Source organism: Psychromonas sp. 14N.309.X.WAT.B.A12 (genome assembly GCF_030397575.1).
In the GTDB taxonomy this organism is placed as follows: domain Bacteria; phylum Pseudomonadota; class Gammaproteobacteria; order Enterobacterales; family Psychromonadaceae; genus Psychromonas.
Genome location: NZ_JAPNXS010000001.1, coordinates 384526 through 402469 on the forward strand (window position 1 = coordinate 384526; position 17944 = coordinate 402469).

Genomic DNA, 17944 nt, shown 5'->3' on the forward strand with positions numbered 1-17944 from the left:
TCTTGTTATGGAGTGCTAATGAAAGTATTTGATTCAGTTGGCTTACCGCCTGCGCAAGTGATCACCTTACCCAACGAAGTAGAAAACCATGATCATGATCATCATCAATTGGTGATTGCATTAAAAGGTTACTCCGAATTTTGTATTGAAGGAACACCCAACTTTATTGTGCCTGGCCAGGGTTGTATTGTAACGACTAGTTCGGAGCATGCCTTTAATGGTGTCGGAGAGTCGGAAATATTAACCTTAAACTTACCCTATGAGTTAAGTGTTGATACTCAAATTGTAAAAAGAATCGAGCCCCTATTCAGCAGCAATCAATATTTTCGTTTAGATAGACAATTTCAATCAATTTTACAGTTACTTGTATTGGAGATGAAGGAGTCACCTGACGATATCCTTTTAGCTGAAGCCTGTAAGAATACTGTTATAGCGATGCTTCATCGTCATATGCATTTAGATTTCCCAAATAAACTCAGCTTAAAAAACAGAATAAATATGACTATTATTGATAATTATATTCTTCAACATATTGCTAACAAGATAACGGTTGCGCAATTGGCTGGCTGTGTTTTTCTGGGCGAAAGTCAATTTCACTTATTGTTTAAACAGCAAGTTGGAATGACACCACATCAATATATTTTACAAATGCGTTTAAACCTTGCTAAGAAGTTGTTAGCTGATCATTCAATGAGTCTTTCAGCTATTGCTACTGCCAGTGGTTTTGCCAATCAAAGTAGTTTTACACACAGTTTTACTAAAACACAGGGCACGTCTCCTTCTAAATATCGCCATTAATTTGGCGCTCATCAACGCATATATTATTGTGATCTAGATCACATCGTAATTTCAGTCGTACTTTTTGACATATTAATCGTAGTTTTTGATAAAGCGTTTTATACGATTTCGAAATACTATCGAGTTTTAATCACATTGCAAACATAGACCGATTAAGGTTATGTTTTTAGAGGGATATCTATGTCGTTATTGAATGCTGCAGACGTGCTACGTAAAGATTTTATGGATACAGAATTATCTGTGTTGTGGTCGTACATTTCGCCATTGTATATGGTAGATGAAAGTGAATGGCTAAGTCAGCTATTACCTTTAGCGACACCAAGTACTGAACAAATGGCTAATATCGATCATGATGCAACTGACTTGATTGAGCGTGTACGCAAAGATAAAAATGCAGTGCATATGATAGATGCGCTGTTAGCTGAATACAGTTTAGATACAAAAGAGGGCATTTTACTAATGTGCTTAGCTGAAGCGTTAATGCGTATCCCTGATAAGCAAACAGCAGATGCTCTGATCAAAGATAAATTAAGTGTAGCAGATTGGAAAGCACATTTAAAAAACTCTAGTTCACTGTTCGTTAATGCCTCAACGTGGGGATTATTATTAACGGGTAAAATTGTTAACTTAAAGAAAGCTAGTAAAAAGAACTCTGCACATCTCGTCAATGGTTTAGTGAATAAATTAACGGAGCCCGTTATACGAGAAGTGATGCAACAAGCGATGAAGATCATGGGACATCAGTTTGTTTTAGGTCGTAACATTAATGAAGCGCAATCAAACGGCAAAACCTTTACCAACAAAGGCTGTAGTTACTCATTTGATATGCTTGGTGAATCGGCATTAACTGCAACCGATGCCAAAAAATACTTTGATGCGTACATGACCGCAATTGAGTCAGTGGGTAGTAAAGCACTAAATCAGAAAAACCAAGATAATGCAGCAACGGTTTCAATTAAATTATCGGCTTTACATCCTCGCTATGAAGTGGCAAATACTCAACGTGTTCTCACTGAAATGTACGACACAGTAATCCAACTGATTAAAAAAGCACGCGAAGTAAATGTAGGGTTAACCATTGATGCAGAAGAAGCTGATCGCTTAGAACTATCTTTATTATTATTTGAGAAGTTACTCGCTGCACCAGAAACCAAAGGTTGGGGTAAATTAGGCATAGTGGTACAAGCATACAGCAAACGCGCTTTACCTGTACTTGCATGGTTAGCTGGGTTAGCAAAACAGCAAGGCGATATTATTCCATTACGCCTAGTAAAAGGTGCGTACTGGGATAGTGAAATTAAAATATCTCAACAAAATGGCTTTGCGGCTTATCCCGTTTATACTCGTAAAGAAGCGACAGATGTTTCATATTTAGCCTGTGCTAAATTCCTATTAAGTCCTGCAATAAAAGGATTAATCTTCCCGCAATTTGCGAGTCACAATGCACATACAGTAACGACTATTACGCATATTGCAGAACATCAAGAATACGAATTCCAACGTTTACACGGTATGGGTGATGCTTTGTATCACCACGTGATGAAAATGTTTAATAGCCATGTTCGAATTTACGCACCAGTAGGAAATCATAAAGATTTACTGCCTTACTTAGTGAGACGTTTATTAGAAAACGGTGCTAATAGTTCTTTTGTGCATCGTTTAGTTGACGCTAAATGTGCTATTTCAGAATTGACTGAGCATCCTGTCGTTACTTTATCTAAACGTAAAACTTTGCATAATAGCTTAATTGAATTACCACCGGCTATCTTTAAGGATCGTCAAAACTCGTTCAGCATCAATATTGATATTGAAAGTGAAGTCGCACCATTACACGAAGCTATCGAGAGCTTTAAAGGTTACTATTGGAAAGCGGGCCCGATAGTGAATGGGGTACATTACACTAATGCTCAGCAATTAGATGAGCCAGAAAGTGATATCACCTTACAAACTGTTACAGCACCCTATGATCGCTCTATTGAAGTTGGAAGCGTATTATTTTCAACACCTCAACTCATTGAAAATGCATTATTAAATGCACAGCAACACTTTTTAGAATGGGATACTACAGCGGTAACTGAAAGAGCTCAGTGTCTCTATAATCTAGCTGATCTACTTGAAAAGCATATGCCTGAATTAGTTGCACTTTGTCACCATGAAGCGGGTAAAACGATTCATGATTGTATTGATGAAGTTCGTGAAGCAGTGGATTTCTGCCGCTACTACGCGCAACAAGCAACGGATATGTTAGTCGATAACGAAGCTAATGTAAGCTTTGATAACATTATTCAGCAAGTAACGCATCAAGGTAAAGGTGTGTTTGTATGTATTAGTCCCTGGAACTTCCCATTAGCAATCTTTCTAGGGCAGATTACAGCCGCACTAGTCATGGGCAATACAGTCATTGCTAAACCTGCTGAACAAACCTCTTTAATCGCAGCACGTGCAGTGGAATTGATGCTAGAAGCAGGCTTCCATGATCAAAGCATCCACTTATTAACTGGCAGTGGCGCAGAAATTGGTAATGCCTTAACCTCTGACGATCGTATCGCAGGTGTGGTCTTCACAGGTTCAACTAACACGGCACAAGTGATTAATCGAAGCCTAGCTAAACGTGATGTGTTACCTGCGACTTTTATCGCGGAAACTGGCGGTCAAAATGCAATGATCGTGGACAGTACTGCATTACCCGAGCAAGTTGTAAGAGATGTAATACGCTCAGCATTTGCATCTGCGGGACAACGTTGTTCGGCACTACGCGTATTATTCATCCAACAGGATATAGCGCCGCGTGTAATTGAGTTAATTCAAGGGGCAATGGATGAATTATCTGTTGGTTTGCCTTACTTACATAGTACAGATGTTGGGCCAGTAATTGATAAAACAGCCAAAGATAAACTGACTGGTCATATTAATAAAATGATTGAACAACATAAACTATTGGCACAAGTATCATTAAGTGAAGCATGCCAAAAGGGGGATTTTATAGCACCTACCGCAGTTGAAATAGACAGTTTAGATCAATTAAGTGAAGAGCAATTTGGTCCTGTTTTGCATGTTATTCGTTACAAGGCATCGCAGTTAGAGGAAGTGATTAATCAAATAAACGGTTCAGGTTACGGTTTAACCATGGGTATCCATAGTCGTAATGAGTCTACTTACACGCATATTGCAAAAGCGAGTCGAGTAGGCAACTGCTATATTAATCGCGATCAGGTCGGAGCCGTAGTTGGTGTGCAGCCATTTGGCGGACAAGGGTTATCAGGAACAGGTCCAAAAGCAGGTGGACCACGTTATTTACAACGTTTCAGCAAGCAAGTTGTGACCGTTGATGTTGAAATGAGTGAAGGGGTTTAATCATGAGAGAAACAATCGAAGTAGCACCAAATGTAAGTGATTTACGTGTTATCAATCAAGCTGCCGATGCATGGTTACCATGGAATGCCATTGGTGTAGAGGAGAGACTGGCGGTACTAGACCAATGGAGCGCGTTATTAAAACTACAACAGGGCATTGATTTACTCGTGTCACAAGTGATCGAATATCACTGCCAACAAGCAGCTAAACTGATTGCTGAGCCATTGAATATGCCAGGGCCAACGGGAGAAAGTAACATTTTAAGTACTTCTGGACGTGGTGTTTTTCTTATTATGGCTGAAGAAAACTCATCGGTTATCGCTTTTTCTGCCTTATTGAGTTGTGCATTAGTGGCTGGGAATAGTGTGATTGTCTCTGATACAGTAGAGCATAAAGCGTTATTTGATGTATTGCAGCAAGCCTGTGATCTATCTGCTGTTGCAATGCCTGTATGTTTTGTAAAGGATAATCAAGCATTAGAGAATCTATTAGATGACGATGTTGTTGCTGGTGTTGGTTACGTGGGAGATGAGCAAAAAGTAATTGAGTTAAATCGTGTCATTGCTGCAAGAACAGGGCAGATTGCAACTTTTATTACAGAGACGGATCTATTACAACTAGAAACATCTCGTGATCAAAACCTAGTATTACGTTTTATTACTGAAAAGACCTTATCCACCAACGTCACTGCCGTAGGAGGCAATGCAACCTTATTAGCATTAGGTTGCGGTGATGAATAGTCTATAGTGTTATCACTTAGTCATTAAATAAAAACCCGTGCTAGACAACTAGCACGGGTTTTTATATTTAAACTGATGTTTTACTAATCCATACTCATATTATTAACTAAGTTATTTTAACAACGAAAATAGCTTAGTTAATTGGTACTAGATTATTCAGGTAAAATAGCGTTGTGGTAGATGTTTTGCACATCATCACAATCTTCAAGCATCTCTAAGAATTTTTCAAACTTCTCAACATGCTCTTCAGTAACTTCAGTATCTGTTTGCGGTACGTAAGTGATCTCTTCCACTTCTAATTCAACATCTGGGTAACTTGCATGTAATGCAATTTTAGCGTTGTTAAATTCTGTATGAGGACAAAATACTGAGATTTTACCGTCTTCACTCACTACATCAACAACGTCAACGTCTGCCATCATTAACTCTTCTAATACTGCTTCATCATCTTCACCAGCGAAAACAAATACGGCTTGATGTTCAAACATGTGAGCAACAGTACCTGGAGAGCCAATTTTAGCACCAGTTTTGTTGAAACAGTTACGTACTTCAGTCCAAGTACGGTTACCATTATCTGTTAAACAGTCAACGATAACAGAACAACCACCTGGGCCAAAACCTTCATAGCTAGCGCGTTCATAATCTTCACCGCCACCACCTTTTGCTTTTTCAATAGCACGTTCAATAACATGTGCTGGTACTTGATCTTTTTTTGCACTATCGATTAAACGGCGAAGTGATAAGTTACCATCTGGGTCAAAACCACCATTTTTTGCACAAACATATATTTCTTTACCGTATTTTGAGTAAATTTTAGTTTTAGCGCCGGCTGTTTTTGCCATGTCTAATTTTTTGTTCTGATATGCTCTTCCCATCTGAATGCTCTCTTTTTTTGAAATGGATTGTCCGGAAAAAATAATGGTCAGGATTTTAGCCTGTAATGAGTCTTGGCGCTAGAGGGCGTAAGGGATTTTACTGAGATAAGTCATTAAAATGTTGTATGAAGCTTGGGTTTTGACCAAAATTTTCTATTCATAAAACAGTTTAGCTGTCAGAAACTTAATTATTTTCAAAGCCATTAAACACTGTAACACCTAAGACATGGTTGTTCATTGAGACTTTACTAGGACCTAGTTCTGTATTGCTACACCATTCTTGACCGGCAGAGTGAACAATGGTTTCACTGAATAATGTTTTAGTCGCAATTAAATAAAGATTTTCATATCCTTTAATTAATTTCGCTTTGATGGCTTTTAATTTTGTTTGAGCCAGGTCGCTTTGATTTCGGTATAGCTGTTTTTCTTGGGCTAAGTGTGATTTTTTTTGTTTGCGTAACTTAACATCAGCAATTGCATCCGCTTTAGTTTCTGCTTGTTTAAACTGATTAATCATCTTATCGAGTGTTTGTATCTCTTTGATACGTTTTGTTTTGTCTTTTTCTAATTGTTTGACATTACCGGTCAAATGAATTTCTGTTCTTGTATTGCCAGAAGTACCTACACTAACAGAGGTAATACCATGGTTACTTGAAGTAATACCACCGATAATCGCACCTTGAGAGAATGTTTCATTATGTACATCAATGGTTCCTTGGCACTCAGTTAAACAGTGTATTAATTGACTACTAAGGGTAATGTTTTTGGCAATAGTAAGGTTTGCATATTGAGCAATAGTACCGGTGAGATTACCACCACAAATAATATCGCAACTATAAGTACCGTCATCCTTATTTAAATGACCAATTATTGGCATTTCTACTGTTAGGTCACCACCACACGTTACATGCGCTGATTCGATAACCCCCATTACGGTAATATCACCACTAGCATTGACTTTCATATGGTCATGGATATCACCACTGATGACAACAGTACCATCATAAATAATATTGCCGGTTTTATTATTTACGTGTTCTAACAACATCACATCGTCTACTTTAATAAAATCATCTTGATCAATTGGAATTCCGTAACTGGTTGCGATTAGTTGTAATGGATTGTTAGGGTCGATACACACGTTTTTATGGACAACAAATTGTGCATCTTTACCTTCTATTTGTGGGATAACCTCTGCAGTCACTGTCTTACCTGGCGTACCGGTTTGCATAGGAATTTTTTTCATAAGCACTGTGCCAGCTTTAACAGTAATTGATTGACCTAAATCATGCATATCAACTTTTCCATTAGGCAAAAGTTTAGGCGCTGGTTTACGGTGAGATTCTGTATCGACTGCCTTTATGAAAGCGGCATCCTTACCATTAATCGGAGGAACACCATGAGCTATGGCTATCTTTAGAGTTTCTCCTGGTTTGGCATTTTTGCTGGCATTTAATAGACCTAAGACATTTTTAGTCGCTAGTCCATATTTTAAACCTAATTCTGTACACTTAGCTTTGACCATATCTAGTGAAATATTTTGGCCGCCATAAGCAGATGTGATTGTTGCAAACGCATCCATTTTGTCATCAGAAATAAGAATATTTAATTGTGCGTCTTGTTTTTCAGCAACCATGACCAGCTCAACTACCGGTTGTGAGTCGACACCACTCTCTAGCAGTATTGCAAAAGCATCAACTGCTTTATTGATACCATCAAGGTTGAGTTTGAAAGAAGGTAAAGAGGGGGTTTTTAACAGGGCAATGATATCTTCTGCACTAATCTCTGCATATAAATGACTAATTTTTAATAACAGGGATTCACTATCGTTAGATAGCACAACATGTTCAATACTTAGCTTGCCCTGAGCCATATAACCCCATTAAATAAGTAATTAAATTAATATCAAATAAACCTTGTTTAGTTATCTCAGAAGCACTTGTAAAAAGCAAGGTTTTGTTAATAATATCATGTTATTAAGAGCTACATGACAATGCAGAACAACCAAATTTATTTCTCGCCCAGTCAGGACGTTTCATTTCAAATTGTTGATATTCTGCTTGCTGCCTATAAGGAGATTTTATTAGTTCAGCAAGTACTAATACTTTTGAATAATCACCTTGTTCTGCTGACTCTATTGCTTCCTGCACCTGGAAATTGCGTAAAATATAACAAGGATTGACAGCATCCATATGTATTTTACGTTGTTGATCATCCAGCTCCGTCAATAACAATCTTTTCTGGTAACGTATTAACCACTCTGATAGTTGTTGCAGATAACTTTCCGTTACCTCTTCTTGATTATAAAAGCAGTTACTGAAATGCGCTTGTAATTGTTGTGAGTTTTGTGGGCAAGCACGCATTGGGTAATCTGCCAGTGTACGATAAAAAAGTGTCATATCAGTATTAATGGCTGAAAGCAGTGTTTCTAGGTCTTTACAAAGCTCTTGGTCAGATTTTATTAATGTGCTGTCATTAATATTTGTATTTTTAACAATACCTAATTTTTCACGCATCATCTTCAACCATTTTACGTTGTATAAGTGGTTATAATGATTAAAAATATTTTGTAACGGTTCAGCCTCATTAATAAGTGGATAAATAGCATTCGCTAATTGAAATAAATTCCATTGTCCTATGTAGGCCTGTTGTCCGAAACGATATCTACCTTCAGTGGCGTCTGAAGTGTTTGGTGTCCAATCCAAATCGAAGTTATCTATCCAACCATAAGGCCCGTAATCAATAGTTTCGCCTATTAACGACATATTGTCAGTATTGAGTACACCATGAACAAAACCCACACGCATCCACTCAACAATCAAATGTGCCGTACGTTTACAAAGCTGTTCGAACCAAGCTAAATAAACATCTTTGTCAATGATTCCTGACTTTGGGACTAATGCTGCATAGTCATGTCGAATACAATAGTCTAATGTTTGCTGTAACGTTTCTATATCACCACGAGAAGCCGGTAGTTGAAGTGAACCAAAGCGTAGGAAAGAAGAGGAAACTCTAGCAACAATGGCACAAGGCTCATACGCTGCATGACCATCATAAAGCTTGTCTCTAATCACTTCTTCACCGGTAAGTGTTAAGGTCAGTGCTCGTGTGGTTGGTATACCTAAGTGATACATAGCTTCTGAACATAAGTATTCACGTATAGAAGAACGCAATACGGCCTTGCCATCACCGCGACGGGAATAGGGCGTTTTACCTGCACCTTTTAATTGTAAGGTGACATGTTGCTGGCTATCGAGTAATTGATATTGACCAAGGTTGATTGCTCGACCATCTCCTAACTGTCCAGCCCATTGGCCAAATTGATGACCACCATAATTCATAGCGTAAGATTTTATGTTTGGATCGCGAAGATTCCCAGAGACTAAGTCGGCAAAGTTTTGTGATTTAGTTGCTTGTTGATCAAATCCTAATGATGTTGCTAGAACTTGGTTACAACAAATAATCTGTGTGGCTTTGGTGGTACAAGGAGTTACCCAAGAATAAGCTGCTTTTTCTATGCTTCGGCAGCTATTACTGCCATCTGGATCCGCTGGTAATTCCGAAACAAATGTCGTAAGCGGGATGGGTAATAAATGATTCATGGGTAACCCTAACAAATCGCTATTATTTAACTGCAGCGATAACTGAGATTTCTACTAATAATGCTTCTCTTGCCATGCTTGCTTCAACACAGGCACGAGCAGGTGCATGACCTTCTGGTACCCAAGCATCCCAAACTTCATTCATACCAGCAAAGTGTAATGCCATATCTTTAACATAGACTGTTGCAGATAAGATATGTTCACGTGAACTGCCTGATTCGATTAACAGCTCATCGACTTTATCTAACATCGTTTGAGTTTGTTCTTTAATCTCTTTAGTCGCATCTGCGCATACTTGACCACATAAGTAGATAGTACCGTTATGTTTTACTACGCGGCTCATACGTTGTTTAGTTTGTTGACGTTCAATCATTGTTTCTCTCTTCATTAGTTATTTAAAAAGAAATAATTGTAACGTGTCAGTATAAAAAGGCGAGTGTTTTAGTTTAACTGGCTGAATTACTGAATAAGTTTAAGTAAGAAATACTATAAAAATTCTTACTAAGTAGGATACGCAATAACGTTCATTTACTTATCCGTTTTTAACGTAAACCCTTTCTGGTCGTCCTACTTTTCCATATTCATTTTCTGCGGTTAATAAACCATTTGCAGAACAATACTCTAAATAACGGCGAGCTGTAGTTTTACTAATACCTGTCTCAGTCACTAAACGATCTACCGTATATCGAACGCCGATATGTTGAGAAAATACGCGTTTAATGGTTTCTAAAGTTATGCTTTCTATTCCTTTAGGAAGTGATTGTTGGTGTTTATCGCGTAATTGGATATTAAATAGCTCATCAATATGTCGTTGCTCAAGGTTATCGTATGCTCTCATCGCAGTATTGAGTGTTATGTAACGATCAAGCGTTTCTTGTAAACGTTCATAGGAGACTGGTTTAAGTAAGTAGTCAAAGCAACCTAATTTCATCGCTGTTTTGATGGTGTCTATTTCATCTGATGCCGTTACTAATACCACGTTGGTTTTATGACTTGATTTGTCTGCGATAATTTCTCGAAATAAATCAATGCCTGTACCATCTGGTAAATAGTTATCTAATATAATCACGCTAGGTTTGTGAATTTTAATCATAGTGCGAGCCATTTGTAGTGTCTCAGCAATACCGATCGGATTAAAGCGTGTTGTTTGACGTAATATCTCACTGTGTGTTTGTGCGATTTTGGCATCATCTTCAACAATTAATACATCAATTAAATCCATTGTTTACCTTTAACCTTTATTTGGGATAAATACAGAGAAAATACAACCTAATGTGTCGCCGTTATCTACGATGATAAAACCATTTGCGTGCGTGACATGACGATGTACTAGATATAAACCAATGCCATGGCTATGATTATCATGCTTAATCGTGACGCCTTTTTTCCAAATATCATCAATTAAATCAAGAGCAATCCCTGGGCCATTATCAGTAACCTCAATCACTAAATCATTCCCAGCATCGGTTATTAATATATTGACCACTGATTCAACATCCGGGTTTTGTTGCGTCGCTTCAAAGGCATTGTCTATTAAGTTACCAATGATCGCACACAGCTCAGTTTCACTTAACTTTGAGTGAAGTGGGGATAATTGGCAAGTTGGATCAAGAGTTAATGAGACGTTTAACTCTTTTGCCCTCAAAGACTTACCTAATAATAAACCGGCCACTTGAGGTAAATGTATTTTCTGATGAATAAAATCCAGTAGTTTTTGTTTATTGGTATTTTCATTAGTTATGAGTTGTTGAACTTCATCAAATCGTTGCAGTTGAATCAGGCCAGAAATTGTCGCCAGTCGATTCGAGAATTCATGGCGCAGGACACGTAACGTATCTGTGTGTTGTTGAACTTGGCTAAGTTCATAAGTCAGAGCATCGATGTCACTTTTTTCCCTAAAGCTGATCACCCAGCCAATCAGCTCTTTTTGTTCAAAAATCGCAACGCGATTAGCAATTAAATAGTGTTCATTAAAAAGAAACATTTCATCTTTAATATTTTCAACTAATGGATGTCGAAAAAAGAACTCTGAGTTTGAAACGTATTCAATAATATTTCTGGTTTTAAGATAGGTAATATCATGCTCTATGTTAAGTAATTGGCGGGCGGAGTGGTTAATAGTTAGAAAATTACCTTTAAGATCAATAGCAATCACTCCTTCGTATACAGATCTTAAAATAGATTTTTGTAAATTCAGCGCAAGCGTTATAGCTTCTGGTTCCATGTTATTCATTTTCTTCTGGATATGGCGTGAAAATCCCCATGCAGCGAATAACGTTAGTACAAGAATACTGAGTATTTCAATCAATAATGGCGTCATATACACATCGATCCATTGGTCGAATCGATTAAGTAAATAACCGACAGAGACCACACCAATAATCTTTTGGTTCTGATCAAAAATAGGCGTTTTACCACGGAACCCATAGCCTAAACTACCTTTTCTCAAACTAGTATAAGATTCGCCGCGTTCTAATACTCCTGCATTATCGCCACCTGTCATAGGAAAACCAATACGTTTTTTTACCGGGTGAGCGAGGCGAATACCATTTTTATCACCTATCACAATAAAACTGGCATCTGATATTGTTGATAAACGGTCTATATTTTTTTGTAATGCAGTTAAATCGTTGCTTTGAATTTGTTTGATTAATGAAGGATCACTGGAAATTTCTTTTGCTTGTATTAGTGCTCGAGTACCAACTTGATGCTTAATTGACTCATATAAAGTACTTTCAAAATGCCATACCATCACAGACATTTGAAGAATCACTAATCCAAATAACAGTAGGAAAATTTTAATGCGAAAACTTAATTTAGATAATGGAAAGTACATGTTTTCATTGTGCCTAATGGATGTATATAAATAATGATGTGAAAAGTGTGTTAATGAATCGAATGAACAATGTTAAATGTAAACGTTAATTAAACAATGCTGCTTTGTCTGATTTTACAACCTCCATCAATATTTTTACTTTAAAAAAAGAAGCATACAATTAAGTATGCTTCATAAGCCATTGTTATAAATAATTATTTCCTAAAATAGCATTTACACATGTTAAGCGGGTTTAGTTGTCGTTTTAGACCGGATTGCCTTTATAAGTGGCAGCAGCACAGATAATACAGTGACCGCTAATAACCCTTGGGCAATACCTGAATCCATAAACACACCTAAATCTTGATTAGAGATTCGGTAACCTTGTCGAAATGATTGCTCCATTTGGCCGCCAACAATAGCGGCTAAAATCATTGGTGAAGTTGGTATATCAACACGCGCCATAAGTACACCAGCAACACCTAGGATGATTAAAATATAAAAGTCGACGACCGAGGCACTAATCGCAAAACAACCTACAAAAGCCAAACTGAGTACAATCGGGTAGAGAATCTTTGGTGGAATCGCTAATAATCTAACCAACACACCAGCTAGGGGTAAATTAACAACCGCAAGGATCACATTAGCAACAAACATACTAGCAATCAGTCCCCAAGCAGTGTCTGGGTGTTGAGCAAATAATAATGGCCCAGGTTGTATACCAAGCATTAGTAATGCACCCATCATTACCGCGGTAGTACCTGAACCAGGAACGCCGAGAGATAACATTGGGATCATCGCACCAATAGACGCTGCATTATTAGCAGACTCTGGAGCTGCTAATCCTTCGATAGCGCCATGACCAAACTCTTCTTTATTTTTAGATAATTGTTTCTCATTGTTGTAACACATTAACGAAGCCATTGTGCCGCCTGCACCGGGTAATGCGCCTATGATAAAACCAACAGGTGCACTACGAAGAATAGGCCATTTAGAGCGTTTCCAATCGTCTTTACTTATCCAAATCTTTTTAAATTTAGTTTGTGCTTTTTTGCCGCCTTCTCCTAGTGTACTGAAACTTTTAAATACTTCTCCAAGTGCATAAATACCAATGATAACCACCAAGAAATCAATACCTGTTTGAAGTTCTAACACACCAAAAGTAAAACGTTGCAAACCAGATTGCCCATCAATGCCAACGGTAGAAATAGCCAAGCCAATGCACATTGATAAAAAGCCTTTAAGCATGTTTCCCTTTGACATCGACACCGTCATAGAAAGCGCTGCTACCATTAATAAACAATATTCGGCTGGACCAAATTTAATCGCTAATCCTGCAACGGGCTCAGCCATTAATGTCATCAATATTGCGGCAATAGTGCCGCCAATTAATGAAGCAATTGCGGATATTGCTAATGCCGACTCAGCACGGCCTTTCATTGCCATTGGGTAACCATCAAAGGTTGCTGCTAATGCAGCGCCATCACCGGGAGTGTTAATCAATATTGAGCTTCGAGAACCGCCGAACATAGCGCCAATATATACGCCCATCATAGTAATCAGAGATGCAGTAGGGCCCATAGAAAAAGTCATAGGTAATAAGATAGCAACACCTGTCGCAGGACCAAGACCGGGTAACATACCGATAACGGTTCCTAAAATGCCACCGACTAGAATTAAAAATAAGTAATACGGTTGAAGTGCGACACTAAAACCGTCCATCAAACTGTTTAAAATATCCATAGTTGTTCGACCTTTTAATTAAAAAATGGGAATGGAGGAAGGTTAACTGACAGCATCTCATTAAAAGTTATGAATATGCTCACCGCGAAAATCAGTGAAATTAAAAGGCTTTTTTTCCAAAAAACTAACCCACAAGTGACGGTTAACATCGCAAACATAAATACAGATGTACTCACCACATAACCAGCATGCTCAAAAAACATGGCATAAAAAAGACAAATAATAGCCGTTATTGCAACTTTTCTACGGTCACTTTTACGTTTTGGATTCTCGTTTAATAGTGCTTTAACTGCATTGATAGAAGGTGCCATTCCACCCGTAATGATAAGTAACACTCCAATGAATATCGCAATAGCCGATACAGTCAACGGGAGGAATATTGCTTCTAATGGGTTGCCAAACATAGGCTGAGGTAAACTGTAGGCATACCCGCCGTAGGCCAAACCAAATACGATACTAAATAACCCTGTTAGGCCATCCCAATTAGATTTTATATTTGACATTTTTCACCTCTACCAAATAATTGAGTTTATTAACTTATACCGATATTCACGCGTCGTTTAAGATTTGCGGATACATGATTCGATATACTTTCAGGAAGTAAGCTTTGCTTTTTACACAAAGCTTTAATGCGTTTTGAATGAAACTAATATTGAATAAACAGCAATATCTTGTAATACACCTTGTTGGTGAAGTCCTAAGTAGATGGATTGCTGTTTATATCGTTAAATAGCGTTACAGTCATTTATCGGCCAAATACACTTTTAATCAGTGTTTTGTATTGAGTATTAGTGTCACCTAAAAATTCAGTGAATGCTTTTTCATCTTGGTAAGCGTCATCCCAACCGTTACGTTTTAATGCGGCTTTCCATTCTGGAGTAGCGACCATTTTTTGTAGCGCATCGTGCCAATATGCAACCGCTTCTTCAGGCATATCTTTAGGTCCAAACAGACCACGCCAGTTTTCAAAGATCACATCAATACCTTGTTCTTTTACTGTCGGAATTTCACCTATCAATCCAGTGCCGATACGTTTGTCTGCTGTTTGTGCTAATGCGTGTAATTTTCCACTTTGTACAAGACCGGCAACATCACCTAAACCAGTAGATATAAGATCAACATGCCCGCCTAATGCTTGTGCGATTAAACTCCCGTTTTGAAATGAGACATAATCAATATTGCGAAGGTTTTCAACACCAGCAGCTTTAGCGACGAGCAAAAATTGAATGTGATCCATTGAACCTGCGGCAGAAGTGCCACCAATTTTAACGGATTTAGGATCTTCCTTAAGGGCGTCCATTACATCTTTAATGGTTTTATATTTTGAATTTTCAGGCACTACAAAAGCGGCATAATCAGTGATCAGACGTGCCAGAGGAGTTGTATCTTTATAACTGTATTGCGTTAAGCCAGTTAAGTTAGTTAATAAAATAGGTGGGGAGTAAACAGAGATAAGATCACCTTTACCCGTTTGCGTTTGCATGTATGAAAGGTTAACAGCGCCACCGCCGCCAGGTCGATTAACCACCGGCATATTAGATTCGACAAGGCCTGTATCTTTTAACGTTTTAGCAACCGTACGAATAGTTAAATCCCAGCCACCGCCAGCACCAGCAGGAGCGACCATATTTATAGTATGCGGAGGATAATCTGACGCTATAGCAGCATTGATCGAAATAAGTGAAGTGGTCGCAATCACCATACCGGTGAACATTCTTTTTAATCTAATCATTAACATACATCCTTTGCTTATTTTCTAAAATAATGAGTTTGAGTTAACAGAAGCTCATTCTCACCTTGTGTTTTGTGTTCAGTTGACTTGAGGGGGGAACCTCTATTTCATCAGTTTTGTTAAAATAGTGTTTTGCATTTGTTAAATGAAATAACTGAGGGGCTAGCATACTGATCGTGGAATATTGGAAGTGTGAATTGAAACAATTAAACGTGATTAATCAATGGTGCTTATGGTTTTTATGACGTTAATTATTTTAAAGAGCAACTGTAATACTATTTATTTTCAATAAAAACAATTGCTTATGATTTTATTTTTTCAGTTTATAATCAGGCGTATTCGGCAATGAACTTAGTTGGATATGATTAACTCTGTGCACAGCTACACATTTATTGACTTTTATTTAAGGATTAAAAGGGCAGGTTCAAAATTAATAACAAAATAGCTTTTTGAGTTAATTGTAAAATTTTAGACAGAATTTTTACCTAGTTATCGAATAGCATTATTTAACCTCTTTTTTGATATAAACTATCCAAATTTTAAATAGTGGTTCGGACTAACATTCTTCAAGCCACTCACAAATTAGAGCGTTACTTTAAGGAAAATTATTATGAAACTGCAAGAGCATGTTTATTTGATGGCTGATTATAATCAATGGATGAACCAGAAGATCTACGAAGCGGTGAGTGCATTGCCACCAGAAATATTGCATGAAGATAAAAAATCGTTCTTTGGTTCAATATTTGCCACCTTAAATCATATTTGCGTGGGCGATACTATGTGGTTAAAAAGGTTTAATAGTGTGTTGAGTCATTATGATGCCTATACACCCATCGCCGAGTTGCCTATGCCTGAATCGCTTGATGTATTCCTTGCTAATAACTTTAATGATCTTAAAGATAGACGTGTAATACTTGATGAAGCATTACTTGAGTTAGCTGGTATGTTAAGCGATGAAGAATTATTACAGCCTGTTACTTATCAAAATAGTAAAGGTGTGACAGCAAGCAAAACATTGTTCAACCTATTAATGCACCTTTTTAACCATCAAACACATCACCGAGGTCAAATTACCACGTTATTAAGTCAATCAGGTGTTGATGTTGGGATCACTGACTTAGTCTTCATACAGCCTAATGTGGAGATACATTAAACCCTTAAAACCGAGCTAAATTAGTTGATTAACTTAGCTCGGTTTTAACTGAGAGCAAATATTTAATGAGTGGAGTTGTAGTTATTAGAATATTGGAGACATTCCAACAGGTTGAGATTGTAATAAAATAGCCCCCGTTAACACGATTAAAATACCACCGGTAAACTTAACAAATACTTTAATGTTCTCTCCGCTGATACCGGTTGAAATACTACTTTTTGACGTTTTACTGTTTTTATCACCAACAGTTAGGTATCCCTGTATTAACTTCGTGCCTAACGTTGTCATAACCGCAATACTTGATGTGGTTAATGCAGTCCCAATCGACATGAAAAATGCACTTACAATACCCAGCCAGTACAAACCCAAGGTATTAGAAAATAGCAATACCATGATTGCACCAGTACAAGGGCGTAATCCCACACTAAAAATAATCGCTAAATATTCTTTAAGTGAAGAGGCCCTATTAACTTCTGCAGCGCCTGCAAAATGTACATGACCACAACCACAGACGTTATAAGACCCATGGTGATGAACGTGTTTGGTTGGCTGACTTTTATTAACACTAGTGATAATAGGTTTAATCGTATTTATTTTGATAGGAGTAGGACGAGAATAAAAAGACTTAATTAACGATTTACCATTACGCCAAATAACGATCAAACCTAATATAACCACTGAGTAAAAACTTAAAGAGATTAAATTGTTTGCTTCATCATTCACTTCACGCATGGTTGAATTAAACAGCATTAACAATACAGAAACGACAACAATGGCGACGATCGCTTGTAATAACGCCGATAAAATAGTTAGTACTAAGCTAATTTTTACCTTTGTTGGGTGAGTTGCAAGATAGGTAGTCACAATTAATTTGCCGTGACCTGGGCCAAGAGAATGCAATATCCCATATATAAAGGCTAAAGAAACCAAAGATATGCCCGAAGCTAACAATTCAGTTTGTGCGGAATACAAAAGCTCAATGATCTGCTCATTGATGCCTTTTTGCCATTGCATACTAGTAATGATCAACGAAGGCCAAGCTTGCCAGATAGCATATCCAGCACTAATAAAAATCAAGCTTACAAAATATAACCAATGCTTGTTGAACCTAATGTTACTTGTCACTATGAGT

Annotated in this window: 14 protein-coding genes; 4 read left to right on the plus strand and 10 right to left on the minus strand. The window is 37.6% G+C overall.

Annotated elements, in window-relative coordinates:
• Window positions 1-18 precede the first annotated feature (18 nt).
• From OW492_RS01715 to OW492_RS01725, 3 genes are all read left to right on the plus strand, one after another.
• Window positions 19-798: an AraC family transcriptional regulator gene (locus OW492_RS01715; RefSeq protein WP_290038017.1), complete on the plus strand. Its 780-nt coding sequence runs from the start codon at window positions 19-21 to the stop codon at window positions 796-798.
• A gap of 180 nt (window positions 799-978) precedes the next feature.
• Window positions 979-4152 carry a bifunctional proline dehydrogenase/L-glutamate gamma-semialdehyde dehydrogenase PutA gene (gene putA / locus OW492_RS01720; protein WP_290038018.1) on the plus strand — a complete coding sequence of 1058 codons (3174 nt, stop codon included), beginning with the start codon at window positions 979-981 and terminating at the stop codon, window positions 4150-4152.
• Between the two features lie 2 nt (window positions 4153-4154).
• On the plus strand, window positions 4155-4892 hold the full coding sequence (locus OW492_RS01725) for a hypothetical protein (protein WP_290038020.1): 738 nt from the start codon (window positions 4155-4157) through the stop codon (window positions 4890-4892).
• Between the two features lie 152 nt (window positions 4893-5044).
• On the opposite strand, the gene OW492_RS01730 is transcribed toward OW492_RS01725, so the two are convergent.
• From OW492_RS01730 to OW492_RS01770, 9 genes are all read right to left on the minus strand, one after another.
• The gene (locus OW492_RS01730; RefSeq protein ID WP_290038022.1) at window positions 5045-5767 is read right to left on the minus strand and encodes a YebC/PmpR family DNA-binding transcriptional regulator; all 723 of its coding nucleotides are present in this window, start codon (window positions 5765-5767) and stop codon (window positions 5045-5047) included.
• A 184-nt stretch (window positions 5768-5951) separates the two neighbouring features.
• Window positions 5952-7640, minus strand: coding sequence for a FapA family protein (locus OW492_RS01735; protein WP_290038023.1), 1689 nt, complete (start codon window positions 7638-7640; stop codon window positions 5952-5954).
• Window positions 7641-7743: 103 nt separating this feature from the next.
• Window positions 7744-9369 carry a protein adenylyltransferase SelO gene (locus OW492_RS01740; RefSeq protein ID WP_290038025.1) on the minus strand — a complete coding sequence of 542 codons (1626 nt, stop codon included), beginning with the start codon at window positions 9367-9369 and terminating at the stop codon, window positions 7744-7746.
• A gap of 22 nt (window positions 9370-9391) precedes the next feature.
• Entirely contained in the window at window positions 9392-9742 is a 351-nt protein-coding gene (locus tag OW492_RS01745; protein ID WP_290038026.1) for a RidA family protein, read from the minus strand.
• A 159-nt stretch (window positions 9743-9901) separates the two neighbouring features.
• Complete coding sequence (locus OW492_RS01750) at window positions 9902-10591, minus strand: response regulator (protein WP_290038027.1); 690 nt, start codon at window positions 10589-10591, stop codon at window positions 9902-9904.
• Window positions 10592-10600: 9 nt separating this feature from the next.
• Window positions 10601-12205, minus strand: coding sequence for a sensor histidine kinase (locus tag OW492_RS01755; RefSeq protein WP_290038029.1), 1605 nt, complete (start codon window positions 12203-12205; stop codon window positions 10601-10603).
• A gap of 222 nt (window positions 12206-12427) precedes the next feature.
• The gene (locus OW492_RS01760) at window positions 12428-13927 is read right to left on the minus strand and encodes a tripartite tricarboxylate transporter permease (protein ID WP_290038030.1); all 1500 of its coding nucleotides are present in this window, start codon (window positions 13925-13927) and stop codon (window positions 12428-12430) included.
• A gap of 14 nt (window positions 13928-13941) precedes the next feature.
• The gene (locus tag OW492_RS01765; protein ID WP_290038031.1) at window positions 13942-14430 is read right to left on the minus strand and encodes a tripartite tricarboxylate transporter TctB family protein; all 489 of its coding nucleotides are present in this window, start codon (window positions 14428-14430) and stop codon (window positions 13942-13944) included.
• 242 nt (window positions 14431-14672) lie between these two features.
• Entirely contained in the window at window positions 14673-15659 is a 987-nt protein-coding gene (locus OW492_RS01770) for a tripartite tricarboxylate transporter substrate-binding protein (RefSeq protein WP_290038032.1), read from the minus strand.
• A 610-nt stretch (window positions 15660-16269) separates the two neighbouring features.
• Between OW492_RS01770 and OW492_RS01775 the strand changes: the two genes are divergently transcribed.
• Entirely contained in the window at window positions 16270-16812 is a 543-nt protein-coding gene (locus OW492_RS01775; protein WP_290038033.1) for a DinB family protein, read from the plus strand.
• An 84-nt stretch (window positions 16813-16896) separates the two neighbouring features.
• Here OW492_RS01775 and OW492_RS01780 read toward each other — a convergent pair whose 3' ends face one another.
• The gene (locus OW492_RS01780) at window positions 16897-17937 is read right to left on the minus strand and encodes a nickel/cobalt transporter (protein ID WP_290038034.1); all 1041 of its coding nucleotides are present in this window, start codon (window positions 17935-17937) and stop codon (window positions 16897-16899) included.
• Between the last annotated feature and the right edge of the window lie 7 nt (window positions 17938-17944).